At 52.1% G+C, this 14,526-nt stretch carries 14 protein-coding genes and 2 tRNA genes; all 16 read left to right on the forward strand.

Annotated features, from left to right (window positions below):
• Window positions 1-88 precede the first annotated feature (88 nt).
• Complete coding sequence (glmU, locus tag GT3570_RS00210) at window positions 89-1,465, forward strand: bifunctional UDP-N-acetylglucosamine diphosphorylase/glucosamine-1-phosphate N-acetyltransferase GlmU (RefSeq protein ID WP_023634490.1); 1,377 nt, start codon at window positions 89-91, stop codon at window positions 1,463-1,465.
• Between the two features lie 12 nt (window positions 1,466-1,477).
• Complete coding sequence (locus GT3570_RS00215; RefSeq protein ID WP_012820445.1) at window positions 1,478-2,425, forward strand: ribose-phosphate diphosphokinase; 948 nt, start codon at window positions 1,478-1,480, stop codon at window positions 2,423-2,425.
• A 77-nt stretch (window positions 2,426-2,502) separates the two neighbouring features.
• A complete protein-coding gene (locus GT3570_RS00220) occupies window positions 2,503-3,135 on the forward strand; it encodes a 50S ribosomal protein L25/general stress protein Ctc (protein WP_012820446.1) in 633 nt (210 codons plus the stop codon).
• Window positions 3,136-3,195: 60 nt separating this feature from the next.
• Window positions 3,196-3,756, forward strand: a complete 561-nt coding sequence (gene pth / locus GT3570_RS00225; protein WP_021322636.1) for an aminoacyl-tRNA hydrolase — start codon at window positions 3,196-3,198, stop codon at window positions 3,754-3,756.
• Between the two features lie 111 nt (window positions 3,757-3,867).
• Window positions 3,868-4,098: an anti-sigma-F factor Fin gene (locus GT3570_RS00230; protein WP_011229562.1), complete on the forward strand. Its 231-nt coding sequence runs from the start codon at window positions 3,868-3,870 to the stop codon at window positions 4,096-4,098.
• Window positions 4,099-4,187: 89 nt separating this feature from the next.
• A complete protein-coding gene (gene mfd / locus GT3570_RS00235; protein ID WP_021322637.1) occupies window positions 4,188-7,721 on the forward strand; it encodes a transcription-repair coupling factor in 3,534 nt (1,177 codons plus the stop codon).
• Between the two features lie 208 nt (window positions 7,722-7,929).
• Window positions 7,930-8,466 carry a stage V sporulation protein T gene (spoVT, locus tag GT3570_RS00240; protein WP_011229564.1) on the forward strand — a complete coding sequence of 179 codons (537 nt, stop codon included), beginning with the start codon at window positions 7,930-7,932 and terminating at the stop codon, window positions 8,464-8,466.
• Between the two features lie 273 nt (window positions 8,467-8,739).
• Window positions 8,740-10,290: a putative polysaccharide biosynthesis protein gene (locus tag GT3570_RS00245; protein ID WP_023634492.1), complete on the forward strand. Its 1,551-nt coding sequence runs from the start codon at window positions 8,740-8,742 to the stop codon at window positions 10,288-10,290.
• A gap of 6 nt (window positions 10,291-10,296) precedes the next feature.
• Complete coding sequence (locus tag GT3570_RS00250; protein WP_062898295.1) at window positions 10,297-11,757, forward strand: bifunctional methyltransferase/pyrophosphohydrolase YabN; 1,461 nt, start codon at window positions 10,297-10,299, stop codon at window positions 11,755-11,757.
• Window positions 11,758-11,770: 13 nt separating this feature from the next.
• A complete protein-coding gene (locus GT3570_RS00255) occupies window positions 11,771-12,052 on the forward strand; it encodes an RNA-binding S4 domain-containing protein (RefSeq protein WP_012820451.1) in 282 nt (93 codons plus the stop codon).
• A gap of 122 nt (window positions 12,053-12,174) precedes the next feature.
• A complete protein-coding gene (gene yabP / locus GT3570_RS00260) occupies window positions 12,175-12,480 on the forward strand; it encodes a sporulation protein YabP (protein WP_012820452.1) in 306 nt (101 codons plus the stop codon).
• Entirely contained in the window at window positions 12,477-13,109 is a 633-nt protein-coding gene (gene yabQ, locus GT3570_RS00265) for a spore cortex biosynthesis protein YabQ (RefSeq protein ID WP_012820453.1), read from the forward strand. The genes yabP and yabQ overlap by 4 nt, the downstream gene beginning before the upstream one ends.
• A 16-nt stretch (window positions 13,110-13,125) precedes the next feature.
• A complete protein-coding gene (locus GT3570_RS00270; RefSeq protein WP_014194581.1) occupies window positions 13,126-13,497 on the forward strand; it encodes an FtsB family cell division protein in 372 nt (123 codons plus the stop codon).
• A 118-nt stretch (window positions 13,498-13,615) separates the two neighbouring features.
• The gene (locus GT3570_RS00275) at window positions 13,616-14,014 is read left to right on the forward strand and encodes a S1 domain-containing RNA-binding protein (protein WP_011229571.1); all 399 of its coding nucleotides are present in this window, start codon (window positions 13,616-13,618) and stop codon (window positions 14,012-14,014) included.
• Window positions 14,015-14,187: 173 nt separating this feature from the next.
• Window positions 14,188-14,264, forward strand: a tRNA-Met gene (locus GT3570_RS00280).
• Window positions 14,265-14,276: 12 nt separating this feature from the next.
• Window positions 14,277-14,348 (forward strand) — tRNA-Glu (locus GT3570_RS00285).
• The last annotated feature ends 178 nt before the right edge of the window (window positions 14,349-14,526 follow it).

A 14,526-nucleotide genomic window follows, 5' to 3' on the forward strand; every position in this document is an offset into this window, starting at 1 on the left:
TTTTTGGCAACCGCATTGTTTCCTTGAAAAGTGCCACTGATTCATATATATTCAATTATGGATAAAAGGGTAATTGGAGGCCTTTCACATGAAGCGATATGCGGTCATTTTGGCGGCCGGACAAGGGACGAGGATGAAATCAAAGTGGTATAAAGTGCTTCATCCCGTTTGCGGCAAGCCAATGGTTCAGCACGTCATCGACCAAGTGTCGAAGCTTGGGGTGGAAAAAACGATTGCGGTAGTGGGATTTGGGGCGGAACAAGTGAAAGAACAGCTCGGCTCTCAGTGTGAATATGCCCTGCAGGAGGAGCAACTCGGGACGGCGCATGCAGTAATGCAGGCGGCTCCGCATTTGCGCGGCCTTGAAGGAGTGACGATTGTCGTCTGTGGGGATACGCCGCTCATCACCGCTGAGACGATGGAGACGCTCGTCGAGCATCATATGGCCGCCAAGGCGAAGGCGACCGTATTGACGGCCATCGCTGATGATCCGTCCGGATATGGCCGCATTGTCCGCAACCAGGCTGGCCATGTCGAGAAAATTGTCGAACATAAGGATGCGAGCGAGCAAGAGCGGAACATTCGCGAGATTAACACGGGAATCTATTGCTTTGACAACCAGACATTGTTTCAAGCGCTTACAAAAGTGACCAACCACAACGCTCAAGGTGAATATTATTTAACGGATGTGATTGAAATTATCAAAGCCGACGGCGGCGTTGTATCCGCCTATCAGGCGCCGTCGTTTGAGGAAACGATCGGCGTAAACGACCGCATCGCCCTCGCCGAAGCGGAGCGGATCATGCGTGCTCGAATTTGCCGTCAGCATATGAAAAACGGGGTCACGATCATCGATCCGGCTTCCACTTATATTTCCGCCGAGGCGATGATCGGACGCGACACGGTCATTTACCCCGGCACGGTGATTGAAGGCGAGACGGTGATCGGTGAAGACTGCGTCATTGGACCAAATTCGGAAATTAAAAATTGCTATATCGGCCATCGCACATCGATTCGCCATTCGGTCGCCCATGACAGCGAGATTGGTTCGGATGTGACGATCGGCCCGTTCGCCCATATTCGACCGCTGTCAAAAATCGACGATGAGGTGCGGATCGGCAATTTCGTCGAGGTGAAAAAATCGACGTTCGGCAAAGGAAGCAAGGCGCCGCATTTGAGTTATATCGGCGATGCTGAAGTCGGCGCCGATGTCAATCTTGGCTGCGGGTCGATTACGGTCAACTACGACGGCGTGAATAAGCATATGACCAAAATCGAAAATGGGGCGTTTATCGGTTGCAATGTCAATTTGATTGCACCGGTTACGGTAGGACAAGGCGCTTACGTCGCCGCCGGATCGACGATCACGAATGACGTCCCCGGTCGCGCGCTCGCCATTGCCCGCGCCCGGCAAGTCAATAAAGAAAATTATGTCGATCGCCTGCCAGGCAAGAAAAAATCTTAGCGGAGGTCTATCATGTCTGACTGTCAGCATCAATTAAAATTGTTCGCTCTGAACTCGAACATGAAGTTGGCGAAGGAAATTGCAGAAGTCATGGGAATCGAGCTCGGCAAATGTTCCGTTTCCCGTTTCAGCGACGGGGAAATTCAAATCAACATTGAAGAAAGCATCCGCGGCGACGATGTGTTCGTCATTCAATCGACGAGCGTGCCGGTCAATGAGCATTTGATGGAGTTGCTTATCATGATCGACGCGTTAAAGCGCGCCTCGGCCCGCACGATCAATATCGTGATGCCGTATTACGGCTATGCCCGTCAAGACCGGAAAGCGCGTTCGCGCGAACCGATTACAGCGAAGCTGGTCGCCAACTTGCTCGAGACGGCCGGAGCGTCGCGCGTCATCACGCTTGATTTGCATGCCCCCCAAATTCAAGGATTTTTCGATATTCCAATCGATCATTTGATGGGTGTGCCCATTTTGGCGGATTATTTCAAAAGTAAACAATTGGAAGATATTGTCGTCGTCTCTCCGGACCATGGGGGTGTCACAAGGGCGCGCAAGCTCGCCGACCGCTTGAAAGCGCCGATTGCCATTATCGATAAGCGCCGGCCGAAGCCGAACGTGGCGGAAGTGATGAACATTGTCGGGCAAGTGGCGGGGAAAACGGCCATTTTGATTGATGACATTATCGATACGGCCGGCACGATTACACTCGCGGCCAACGCTCTAGCGGAAAGCGGAGCGAAGGAAGTGTACGCGTGCTGCACCCATCCGGTGCTGTCTGGTCCAGCGATCGAGCGCATTCAAAGTTCCAAAATTAAGGAACTGGTCGTCACCAATTCAATTGCCTTGCCAGAAGAGAAAAAAATTGATAAAATTGTAGAGCTGTCGGTGGCTCCGCTTATTGCTGAAGCGATTACGCGCGTGTATGAAATGAAGTCTGTCAGCGTCCTGTTCGACTAACGCAAGAAAACATGTTTAGCCCTTCTTGTTTTAGGATAAAGTAGTCAATAGATTCTAATTCAGGAAGGTGAAGAAACATGGCGATTGTGTTGGAAGCGAAAGAACGCACAGACAAAAAACGTTCGACATTGCGGCGTATTCGTTCGCAAGGCGGCATTCCAGCGATTTTGTACGGCAAAAAAGTCGAAAACAAAATGATTTTCGTCAGCGCCGCTGAACTGGAAAAAGTGCTTCGTGAAGGCGGACGCACAAGCTTGCTGACGCTGAAAGTCGGCGGCGAGGACTACTCGGTGTTGCTGCGCGAGATGCAGCGCGATCCGTTGCGTGGCGAGTTGCTTCACGCCGATTTTCAAGCGGTTGATCTATCGACAGAAGTTGATATTGACGTTGAAGTTCGCTTAGTAGGCGAGGCGCCTGGCGTGAAGGATGGCGGCGTGTTGCAGCAAAACTTGCATGAGCTGTCCATCCGCGTCCTGCCGGCGAACATTCCTCCAGTGATCGAAGTGGACATTTCCGGACTGCAAGTCGGTGATACCGTCACCGTTGGCGACGTGCAAACGGACGGCAAATTTGAAATCAATCATGAACCTTCCGAAGTGATCGCCACGATCTTGCCGCCGCAACAAGAGGAAGAAATCGATAGCGGCGAACAGCAAGAGGCAGGGCAGCCTGACGCTGCGGAAGGAAGAGAAACGACGCCAGAAGAGTGACAGACGTAACCGTTTCGGTTACGTCTTTTGTAGTATCATGCAAAGAGAGGAGCGCGAGGATTGAAGCTGTTTGTCGGGCTCGGCAATCCGGGCAAGGAGTATGAGCAAACAAGGCACAATGTCGGCTTTTTCGTCATCGACGAACTGGCGAAGCGCTGGAATGTATCGTTAAAAACCGCTAAATTTCGCGGCTTGTTCGGAACGGCGTCCGTTTCTGGCGAAAAAGTGGCATTATGCAAACCGTTGACATATATGAATTTATCAGGGGAATGTGTTCGCCCACTTATGGATTACTACGACATTGCCATCGATGATGTCATCGTCATTTACGATGACCTCGATCTCCCGCCGGGAAAAATCCGCCTTCGTCTGAAAGGAAGCTCCGGCGGCCATAATGGCGTCAAATCGCTCATTCACCACCTTGGCACCGAGCAGTTTAAGCGCATTCGCATTGGCATCGGTCGGCCAACGAACGGGCAACCGGTTGCGGATTACGTGCTCAGCCGCTTTACGGAAGAGGAGAAACCGGCGGTGGACAAAGCGGTGCTGCGGGCTGCCGATGCGTGTGAACAGGCGGTGAAGGCGCCATTTATTCAAGTGATGAATGATTTTAACGAGTGAATATTTTCCTCTGAACTGGTGCACAATGTGAGTACGGGAGGCGGCCGAAGCGTCGGCTTCGCCTGCCTTGTGGGCGGAACAGCCCGGTGCCCAGTGAGGAGGTTGGCTTGAATGGCGCTACATTACTATTGCCGCCATTGCGGTGCAAAAGTCGGAACGATTGAGCAAATGCCGATATACAGCGAGAAACTGGGATTCCACCACTTAACGGAAGAGGAACGGCTCGAGATGATTTCGTATGAACCGAACGGTGACATTCATGTGAAAACGATTTGCGAAGACTGTCAAGAGGCGCTGGCGCGAAACCCAGAATGGCATCAATACGAAAAATTCATCCATTAAGGGCGGCTTTGGGCGACCAAAGCGTTTTTGTGTTTGCGCCAGGCCAATGAAACGGAAAGAAACTGGCGTTGAGAGGAGGGAGAATAGGGGTGCTTTCGTTGCATCGCTATTTAGCTGAAAACCAAGATGTCCGTACGATCATCGAGGGGCTCCATGTCCGTTTGAAGGAACAGCTTGTCGCCGGGCTGTCCGGATCGGCCCGGTCTGTTTTTATTTCCACGCTTTACAAGGAGACAGGCCGGCCGCTGTTAGTCGTCTCTCACAATTTGTTTCAGGCGCAAAAAATGTATGACGATCTCGTTTCGTTGCTCGGGCCGGAAGACGTGTTCCTTTATTCAGTAAACGAAGTGATCGCCGCTGAGATGGCGGTCGCCAGCCCGGAGCTGAAGGCACAGCGCCTAGAGATTATGAACCATTGGGCGCAAGGCGGAAAAGGAGTCGTCGTCTGCCCGGTCGCCGGCTTGCGGCGTTTGTTGCCGCCGCCGTCGCTTTGGAAGCAGTATTTGTTCACCTTCTCCGTTGGACAAGAGTTCGATGTAGAACGTTGTAAACAGAAGTTTGTGCAAATGGGGTACAAACGGGTCGGCACCGTTTCCGCCCCCGGAGAGTTCAGCGTCCGCGGCGGCATCATCGACATTTATCCATTGACCGCTGAGCTTCCGTACCGCATCGAGCTGTTTGATACGGAAATCGAATCGATTCGGACGTTCACCCCTGACGACCAACGTTCGCAAGGGCAAATCGAGCGCATCATGATCGGGCCGGCCGATGAAATCATTCTCGATGGTGAGACGCGGCGCCGAGGAATCGAGCGGATTGAAGCGGGGCTTGCGTCGAGTTTGGAGACGATGAAAGATGAGGCCGCCAAACAGCGGATGTATGAACATATTCACGCTGAGCTTGAGCAATTGCGCGAGGGGCAGGAAATCGAGCAACAATATAAATATATGTCCCTTTTTTATGAAAAGGTTGCGAGTTTGCTAGATTACCTGCCAGAAGACGGCGTGCTGCTCATGGATGAAATGAGCCGGCTGCAAGAGGCGGCGGAACGGTTGGACCGCGAAGAGGCGGAATGGTATACGAGTTTGCTTGACAGTGGGAAAATGATTCATGGCGTGCCGCTTTCGCATTCGTTTTCTGAATTATTGCAAAAACATCGATTCCAGCGGGTATACTTATCGTTGTTTTTGCGCCATGTTCCGTATGCCCACCCACAAAACGTCGTCAATATTACGTGCAAACAAATGCAAAACTTCCATGGGCAAATGGCGCTTCTTCAATCCGAAGTCGAGCGGTGGAAAAAGGCAAACTATGCGGTCGTCTTTTTGGCGCCGAATGCAGAGCGGGTGAAAAAGCTGCAATCATTGCTTCAAGATTATGAGATTGACGCGCTGCCGCTCGCGCGCGATGCGGCTTTGCTGCATGGCAAATGCCAGCTCCTTGAAGGAGATTTAAATACCGGGTTTGAATTGCCGTTGCAAAAAATTGCCGTCATCACAGAAGAAGAGTTGTTCAAAAAACGGGTCAAACGCCCGGTGCGCCGGCAAAAGCTGTCCAACGCCGAGCGGATCAAAAGCTACGCCGAATTGCAAGTCGGCGACTACGTCGTCCATGTCAACCATGGCATCGGGAAATATTTAGGCATCGAGACGTTAGAAATCAACGGGGTGCATAAAGACTATATTCATATCCAGTACCAAGGCGGCGATACGCTGTATGTTCCGGTCGACCAAATGGATCAAGTGCAAAAATACGTCGGCTCGGAAGGAAAAGAACCAAAAATTTACAAACTAGGCGGTTCGGAATGGAAAAAGGTCAAAAAGAAAGTGGAATCATCCGTCCAGGATATTGCTGAAGATTTAATCAAGCTGTACGCCGAGCGTGAGGCAAGCAAAGGATATGCGTTTTCGCCGGACACCGAGATGCAGCGCGAATTTGAAGCGGCGTTTCCGTATCAAGAGACGGAAGATCAGCTTCGGTCGATTGAGGAAATTAAGCGTGATATGGAGAGCGACAAACCGATGGACCGCCTCCTTTGCGGCGACGTCGGCTACGGGAAGACGGAAGTGGCGTTGCGGGCGGCGTTTAAAGCCATTATGGACGGCAAACAAGTGGCCTTTCTTGTGCCGACCACGATTTTGGCCCAACAGCATTACGAAACGGTGCGCGAACGGTTTCAAGGGTTCCCAATCAACGTCGGACTGTTGAACCGCTTCCGGACGAAAAAGCAACAAGCCGAGATCATCAAAGGGCTAAAAGATGGGACGATCGATATGGTCATTGGAACGCATCGGCTGCTGTCGAAAGACGTGAAGTTTAAAGATTTAGGCTTGCTCATTATCGACGAGGAGCAACGGTTTGGCGTGGCGCATAAAGAAAAAATTAAGCAGCTGAAGGCGAACATCGACGTGCTCACCTTAACGGCGACGCCGATTCCGCGTACGTTGCATATGTCGATGATCGGCGTGCGCGATTTGTCGATCATCGAGACGCCGCCTGAAAACCGATTCCCGGTGCAAACGTATGTCATGGAATATACGCCCGAACTCGTCAAAGAGGCGATTGAACGTGAGCTCGCCCGCGACGGGCAGGTGTTTTTCCTTTACAACCATATTGAAGATATCGACTTGAAAGCGGAAGAAATCGCACAGCTTGTCCCGGAAGCGCGCGTCACTTACGTGCATGGTCGCATGTCGGAAACGGAGCTCGAATCGACGATTTTGGCGTTTTTGGAAGGGCAATACGATGTGCTGGTGACGACGACGATCATTGAAACGGGCATCGATATTCCGAATGTCAACACGCTTATCGTCTATGACGCCGACCGGATGGGATTGTCGCAGCTGTATCAGCTGCGCGGGCGCGTCGGCCGCTCCAACCGCGTCGCTTATGCGTATTTCACCTATCGGAAAGATAAAGTGCTCAATGAAGCGGCAGAAAAGCGGCTGCAAGCCATTAAAGAGTTTACCGAGCTCGGCTCTGGTTTTAAAATTGCCATGCGCGATTTGTCGATCCGCGGCGCGGGCAACATTCTCGGCGCCGAACAGCACGGCTTTATCGACTCGGTCGGATTCGATTTGTATTCGCAAATGTTGAAAGAAGCGATCGAGAAACGGCGCGGCATCAAGCGAGAAGACGAGCGGCCGGATGTCGTCATCGATGTCGAAGTCGACGCCTATATTCCGAGCACATACATTGCAGACGAGTTGCAAAAGATCGAGATGTACAAGCGATTTAAGGCAGTGGAGACGCTCGAAGACGTTGAGGCGCTGCGTGAGGAAATGGTCGACCGCTTCGGCGATTATCCAGATGAAGTTGCGTATTTGTTCCAAATTGCTGAGTTGAAGGTGTTGGCCAAGCAGCTTGGCGTCGAATCGATGAAGCAACATAAGCAGCAAATTGACATCTTGTTTACTGAACAGGCATCGAAAACGGTGGAAATCCAGCGTCTATCTGACATCGGACGCCGGCATGGCCGCTTATTCGGGTTTGGCATGGACGGAGCGAAGCTGAAAATTGTGCTCTATATCAAGGAAATGAAGCCGCACGAGTGGCTGATGATTTTAGAGGAGACGCTGCGGCGGCTGTCTGGGGTGGAAAATGAGAAGTCGGTGACGGCATAATCAAGAAAAAGTTTTATGATGTTTATCGTTTCCTGCATGTGGCGATAATGAAGGATGGGCAATTTTATCTAAAATGGCCAAAATCACTTTCATCACGTATAGAACGTGGATTGTGAAGGATACTAATGACAACAATGGTGAATTCCCCATTGAAAGGGTTCATCGGAGTATCCTTCAAATCCTAGATGAAAGTGAGGGTATACAAGGCATGAAAGCAACCGGTATTGTTCGTCGCATTGATGATTTAGGGAGAGTTGTCATTCCGAAGGAAATTCGCAGAACGTTGCGCATTCGCGAAGGAGATCCGCTCGAAATATTTGTTGACCGCGATGGAGAAGTCATTTTGAAAAAATATTCGCCGATCAGTGAATTAGGCGACTTTGCCAAAGAGTACGCCGAAGCGCTGTTTGACAGCCTCGGCCAGCCTGTGCTCATTTGCGACCGCGATGTATACATCGCTGTCGCCGGCGTTTCGAAAAAAGAGTATATGAACAAAAGCGTCAGCCCGTTGGTGGAAAAAGCCATGGAAGACCGCAATTCCATCCTCCATACGGAGGAAGGGGAAGTCGAGCTCGTTGACGGGATGACGGAAACGTTGAAGTCGTATACGATCGGCCCGATTGTCGCCAACGGCGATCCGATCGGAGCAGTCATCATTTTATCGCGCGAGAAAACGCTTGGTGAAGTGGAGCATAAAGCAGTAGAAACAGCCGCCAGCTTTTTGGCTCGACAAATGGAACAATAGGCGAAACAACAAGGCAGCTTCACAGGCTGCCTTTTTTTCCGCCCGGCAAATGGGGGCGAGATGCCTTGAATCCCGGAATCGCTTCCACATCCTGCTTTTTCGTCCGCTTGGCTTGCGGAACAGCGCATGAAGCCGTGCGAGTTGACCATCACCTTTGTCCAACAGGCGGAAGTTGCGCTATAATATCGAGCGTAGCCATAATGGCGCTTGGCGGCTTCTATCGCCCTCCGGCGTCTAGGTTGAGTGGGTTGTCTATGCGAGGGGAGAAACTGGATGGGAAACGTATGGAAAGGGGCGGCGATCTTAACGGCCGCCGCTTTGGCCGCGAAACTATTAAGCGCTTTGTACCGTGTTCCGTATCAAAATATGGTCGGGGACATTGGTTTTTATATTTACCAACAAGTGTACCCGATTTATGGCATCGTCGTCGCACTCTCGCTGACCGGCTACCCGGTTGCCGTCTCGAAGCTTGTCGCCGAGCGGTTGGCGGGACAGGATGAAGCGGGCGCTGCCGCTAGTGTGCGCGTCGCCTTGTTGGTGTTAAGCGTCCTTGGCGTCATCCTGTTTGCTTCGCTGTATCTAGGGGCGGGGGTGATTGCCTCGGCGATGGGCGATGGACGGCTTACGCCGCTCGTGCGCTTGCTTTCATTTTCGTTTTTGCTGTTTCCGCCCATCGCATTGTTGCGTGGCTATTTCCAAGGGCGGCATGATATGACGCCGACAGCGGCGTCCCAAGTTGGCGAGCAATTCGTCCGGGTGACGGCGATTTTAGGGCTGTCGTATGGAGCGGTGCAGCGCGGCGCCGACGTCTATGCTTGCGGCATGGCAGCGGTCGCAGGGACGCTAGTAGGCATGGCGGCGGCGCTTTTCATTTTGCTTTTCTTCCTGTCCCGGCGTCGGCGGCTAAAAACGTCGGGCCGCACGCCGCCAGCTTGGGATCGACAGGTGGGCCGGCGTTTATTGACGGCGGGGACGGTCATTTGCTTGACGAATATGGCGTTGACGCTGATTCCACTCGTCGATTCATTTTTATTCGTTCCGCTTCTACAGGAAGCGGGGGCAAGGCTCGATGAGGTGCAGCGGCTAAAAGGAGTGTACGACCGCGGTCAGCCGCTCATTCAGCTCGGCACGGTCGTCGGCACGTCGTTTTCATTGGCGCTTGTTCCACTTCTTTCCGGAGCGCGCCGCCAAGGTGCCGTTTTCGCCTATGGAGCGCTGTCCATCCGGCTTGCCGTTGTCATTGGGCTTGGTGCTTCGTTAGGGCTCATTTGCCTCATTCGACCGATCAATGCGATGTTGTTCGAGAATGACTACGGTTCGTCGGTTCTCGCCGTCTTGTCCTCCTCTGTCTTTTTTACTACGATCGCGTTGACCGCCTCTGCATTATTGCAAGGAATGGGGAGGGAATGGACGGCCGCTGCCGGCGTGGCGTTGGCAGTGGCGGGGAAGGCCGCGCTTATGCATTGGCTTGCTCCGCGGTTTGGAGCGCTTGGCGCCGCCGCGGCGACGACGGGTGCTTATGCGCTCATGGCAGGCTTTTTATGCGCCTTTTTGCCGCGTGAATATCGGACGGCGGGCCGGAAATACATGTACCCAACCGTGAAAGCGGCCGCTATGATGGCCGTCGTCTTGCATGGGTATAGGTGGCTGATGGACAGCTCGAGCGAGGGGCGGCTATGGGCGGCTGCCGAGGCGCTTGGCGGCGTTGCCATCGGTGCTGTCGTTTACCTTGCGTGTATTGTGAAAGGACATGTTTTTTCTGAACAGGAGTTGGAAGCTTTCCCATTGGCTAATAAATTCCGTCTACGATTAGGAGGCAGGTGATCGGCGATGAATACGATTTATGTGTTCGGCCTCGGCGCCGGAGATGTAAAACAGCTGCCGATCGGTGTGTACCGAAAGCTAAAGCGGGCGCATCCGCTCTTTTTGCGGACGAAAGAACACCCGGTGGTCAAATGGCTTACGGAGGAAGGGATTGCGTTTACGTCATTTGATGAAGTGTATGAAAAACACGAGCAGTTTGCGGATGTGTACGCTGACATCGTCGATCGATTGACGGAACAGGCGAAGCGCGGCGATGTGTTTTACGCTGTTCCCGGCCATCCGCTTGTTGCCGAGCGGACGGTGCAACTTCTTTTCGAAGCTGAGCGGCGCGGCGTCTGCCGAATCGTGATCGAAGGTGGTCAAAGCTTTTTGGATGCGCTGTTTACGGCGGTGCGCATCGATCCAATTGAAGGGTTTCAGTTGCTTGATGCGACGACTTTTCGAGGAGAAGAATGGTCGCCTTCACTGCATGCTGTTTTTTGTCAAGTGTACGATTCGTTTGTGGCCTCAAACGTGAAGCTTTCTTTGATGGAGCAGCTTCCCGACGATTACCCGATCTACATTGTCACCGCGGCAGGCACGAAGGACGAGCAAGTAAAGCGCGTGCCGCTTTATGAGTTGGACCGCGAGACGGGGCTTGACAACTTGACAAGCGTCTACGTGCCGCCGGTGAAGGACGAGCCGTTGCTTTACCACCGGTTTGAGACGCTGCGCCGCGTCATCGCTACGCTGAGAGGGCCGAACGGCTGTCCATGGGATCGGAAGCAGACGCATGCGTCGCTGAAGCGTTATTTGCTTGAGGAGGCGTATGAGCTGCTCGAGGCGATTGACGAGGGTGACGATGATCATATGGTCGAGGAGCTCGGCGACGTATTGCTGCAAGTAATGCTCCATGCGCAAATCGGCGCCGACCGAGGGTTGTTTTCGATCGACGACGTCATCCGCACGCTGACGGCGAAAATGATCCGACGCCACCCGCATGTGTTTGGCGATGTCACGGCCGAGACGGCCGAACAAGTCGTTGCCAACTGGGAGAAGATCAAGGAGAAAGAAAAAGGAGGCGGGCTTTCGGAATCGATTCTTGCCGACATTCCGAAAAATCTGCCGGGGACGATGCGGGCGTACGAGCTGCAGAAACGAGCGGCGAAAGTCGGGTTTGACTGGGATGATGCCGCGCCGATATGGCAAAAAGTCGAAGAAGAAATGGCCGAGTTTCGAGCCGAAACGTCCGGCGGCCGTCGCGATCGGCTTGTCGGCGAGTTTGGCGATCTATTGTTCGCGCTCATCAACCTTGCCCGTTATTACGGGATTCAACCGGAAGAAGCGTTGCAAATGGCCAACGACAAATTTGCCCGCCGTTTCGCTTATATCGAGGAACAAGTGCGAAAAAGCGGCCGGTCGATCACCTCGTTTTCGCTTGCCGAACTCGATCGTTTTTGGGAAGAAGCCAAAGAAAACGAACGGTAAGGGGGATCATGCAATGCGCCTTGATAAATTTTTAAAAGTGTCCCGCCTCATCAAACGCCGCACGTTGGCGAAGGAAATCGCCGATCAAGGGAGAGTGTGGATCAACGGCCATGTCGCCAAAGCGAGCTCCGATGTGAAAGTCGGCGATGAATTGACGATTCAATTTGGGCAAAAGCGGGTAACGGTAAAAGTGACGGATCTAAAAGAAACAACGAAAAAAGAGGAGGCAACCGGGCTGTACGAATTGATCCGCGAAGAACGGACCACCCCGGCGCCGGAACAAGACGACGTCTAATTTGTCCTGCAGGCTTGTTCTAAACCATCCCCCGCTGACATACATATGGTACAAACAACGGATGAGAAAAGGCGGTTGGCCTTGCCGGCTTTCTATACTAAATGGAAATGCGGGGGATGAACATGAGTCGACACGATGAATTTGGCGGAAGCACGAACAAAGGTCCGGTCCAGGAACATGATGTGATCATGCGCGGCCGGCGCCTTCTTGACATCACCGGGGTGAAACAAGTCGAGAGCTTTGACAACGAGGAGTTTTTGCTTGAGACGGTCATGGGCTTTTTGGCCATCCGCGGGCAAAACTTGCAGATGAAAAACTTAGATGTCGACAAAGGCGTTGTTTCGATTAAAGGGCGCATTTTCGACCTCGTTTATTTAGATGACCATCAGGAGAAGGCTAAAGGATTCTTTAGCAAGTTGTTCAAATGAATGTCAGCATACAGCTGTACACCATGCTGGCGATGATTGGCATGGGCGGCTGGCTTGGCCTGGCGTGGGATACGTACAGCCGGATGTTGAAACGGCATGAGCGGGCGCACTGGCTCGTCTTTGTGAATGACGTGCTGTTTTGGGCGGTGCAGGCGCTCATCGTGTTTTATGTGCTTCTTTTCGTCAATGAAGGCGAGCTTCGCTTTTATTTGTTTCTCGCGCTTTTATGCGGATATGCCGCTTATCAAAGCTTGCTCCGCTCCTTTTATGTTCGGGTGCTCGAGTGGTTCATTGGGCTGGCGGTAAGACTCGGACAGACGCTCGTTCAGCTGTTCCGCCTCATGGTCATGCGCCCGCTCATCCTCCTTGGGCAAATGGCGCTGGCACTTCTATTGTTCGCTTGGCGGCTTTTGTTGTGGATCGTTCGGTTTGTGCTGCTGGCTGTTTGGAAGATGATCCGCCTTTTGCTTGCTCCGCTGCGTTGGACGGGCATCATGATTTGGCGGCGGGTGCCGCCGCAAAGACGAGCCGGGGTGGAAAAATTTTTTCGACGTTTAAAAGGATTTGCTGGACAAATCAAGAATACAAAAGAGAAAATAAGCATGTGGTTTGCGAAATGGCGCGAGTAAAAGAGGTGTAAACGCGATGAACGTGCCCCGGAGAACGAATGTGACGAAGCTGTCGTCGACGTACATAGCGGAGCATGAGGAGAAAAAGCAGAAGGCGGCGAGAAGACGGCGGGTTGTCGCTGTCCGTTTGGTTGTCTGGTCGTTGTTGTTTGCGATATTCGCCTCCGCTCTTGTCTACACCTTGCACTCGCAAGCGAAGGCGATCGATGCAAAAACGGCGGAACAGCAAAAGCTGAAAGAGCAGCTTGCGGAGCTTGAACGGAAGGAAAAGCAACTGAAAGAGGAAATGAAAAAGTTGCATGATGATGACTATATCGCCGAGCTGGCGCGGAAAAAATATTACTTATCGAAAGATGGAGAAATTATTTTCGTCTTGCCGGAAAAATAATTTTGCCTGCGAATGCCCGTTTTCTATGGGCATTCGTCATATTGACACGCATTTTTTTCATTCGCTATAATAAAAAAAACACCATCTTTAAAGCGTTTTAAGGAGGAGCACTTTTTTTATGTCGATTGAAGTAGGCAGCAAGTTACAAGGCAAGGTCACGGGCATTACGAAATTTGGGGCGTTTGTGGAGCTGCCGGAGGGGGTCACAGGACTCGTTCACATTAGCGAGGTAGCCGATAACTATGTCAAAGACATCAACGATCATCTGAAAGTCGGCGATATGGTGTATGTCAAAGTCATCAACGTCGGTCAAGATGGAAAAATCGGCCTGTCCATTCGCAAAGCAAAAGACACGCCTTCTTCGCAGCGGCCGCGCCATCGGACAAACGACCGCTCCGCGGCGGACAGCTTAGAACAAAAAATCAGCCGATTCTTAAAAGAGAGTGAAGACCGATTGGCATCGCTGCGCCGTCATACGGAGTCGAAGCGGGGAGGTCGTGGAGCGAGACGAGGGTAACTTGCTGCTGAAAGATTGTTTGAAGGATGACAAATTCGGAAACAAGCATCCGTCGCTATGGATGCTTTTTTGTTTCTGTATGGAATAAGAGGATATATTTCCCCTCTGCATTTTCCGCCTATATGTATTGACAATCGTCATCTCCTCCGTTATGATATAAACTGTTGTCACACGGCGGTGTAGCTCAGCTGGCTAGAGCGTACGGTTCATACCCGTGAGGTCGGGGGTTCGATCCCCTCCACCGCCACCAACAATCCAAAATGGCCCGTTGGTCAAGTGGTTAAGACACCGCCCTTTCACGGCGGTAACACGGGTTCGAATCCCGTACGGGTCATCGCAAACGAGCATGCGCCATCAAGCGACATGCTCGTTTTTCTTTTTTGTCTCTTTCTGTCGGAACAAGCCTGTTGACCGCGTTTTGCCGTGGAAAACGTCGAACGATTTTTTATTTTTCTCTGTGGTTTTGACAAATTTCTGACAATTCAAGCGATATAATAGGGGGTAATAGAAAG

Source organism: Geobacillus thermoleovorans (assembly GCF_001610955.1).
Lineage (GTDB): Bacteria > Bacillota > Bacilli > Bacillales > Anoxybacillaceae > Geobacillus > Geobacillus thermoleovorans.

What these genes read in the sequence shown, in the direction of transcription:
- glmU (WP_023634490.1), top strand. Translation starts at nt 89, where the DNA reads ATGAAGCGATATGCGGTCATTTTGGCGGCCGGACAAGGGACGAGGATG.
- GT3570_RS00215 (WP_012820445.1), top strand. Translation starts at nt 1,478, where the DNA reads ATGTCTGACTGTCAGCATCAATTAAAATTGTTCGCTCTGAACTCGAAC.
- GT3570_RS00220 (WP_012820446.1), top strand. Translation starts at nt 2,503, where the DNA reads ATGGCGATTGTGTTGGAAGCGAAAGAACGCACAGACAAAAAACGTTCG.
- GT3570_RS00230 (WP_011229562.1), top strand. Translation starts at nt 3,868, where the DNA reads ATGGCGCTACATTACTATTGCCGCCATTGCGGTGCAAAAGTCGGAACG.
- spoVT (WP_011229564.1), top strand. Translation starts at nt 7,930, where the DNA reads ATGAAAGCAACCGGTATTGTTCGTCGCATTGATGATTTAGGGAGAGTT.
- GT3570_RS00245 (WP_023634492.1), top strand. Translation starts at nt 8,740, where the DNA reads ATGGGAAACGTATGGAAAGGGGCGGCGATCTTAACGGCCGCCGCTTTG.
- GT3570_RS00250 (WP_062898295.1), top strand. Translation starts at nt 10,297, where the DNA reads ATGAATACGATTTATGTGTTCGGCCTCGGCGCCGGAGATGTAAAACAG.
- GT3570_RS00255 (WP_012820451.1), top strand. Translation starts at nt 11,771, where the DNA reads ATGCGCCTTGATAAATTTTTAAAAGTGTCCCGCCTCATCAAACGCCGC.
- yabP (WP_012820452.1), top strand. Translation starts at nt 12,175, where the DNA reads ATGAGTCGACACGATGAATTTGGCGGAAGCACGAACAAAGGTCCGGTC.
- yabQ (WP_012820453.1), top strand. Translation starts at nt 12,477, where the DNA reads ATGAATGTCAGCATACAGCTGTACACCATGCTGGCGATGATTGGCATG.
- GT3570_RS00270 (WP_014194581.1), top strand. Translation starts at nt 13,126, where the DNA reads ATGAACGTGCCCCGGAGAACGAATGTGACGAAGCTGTCGTCGACGTAC.
- GT3570_RS00275 (WP_011229571.1), top strand. Translation starts at nt 13,616, where the DNA reads ATGTCGATTGAAGTAGGCAGCAAGTTACAAGGCAAGGTCACGGGCATT.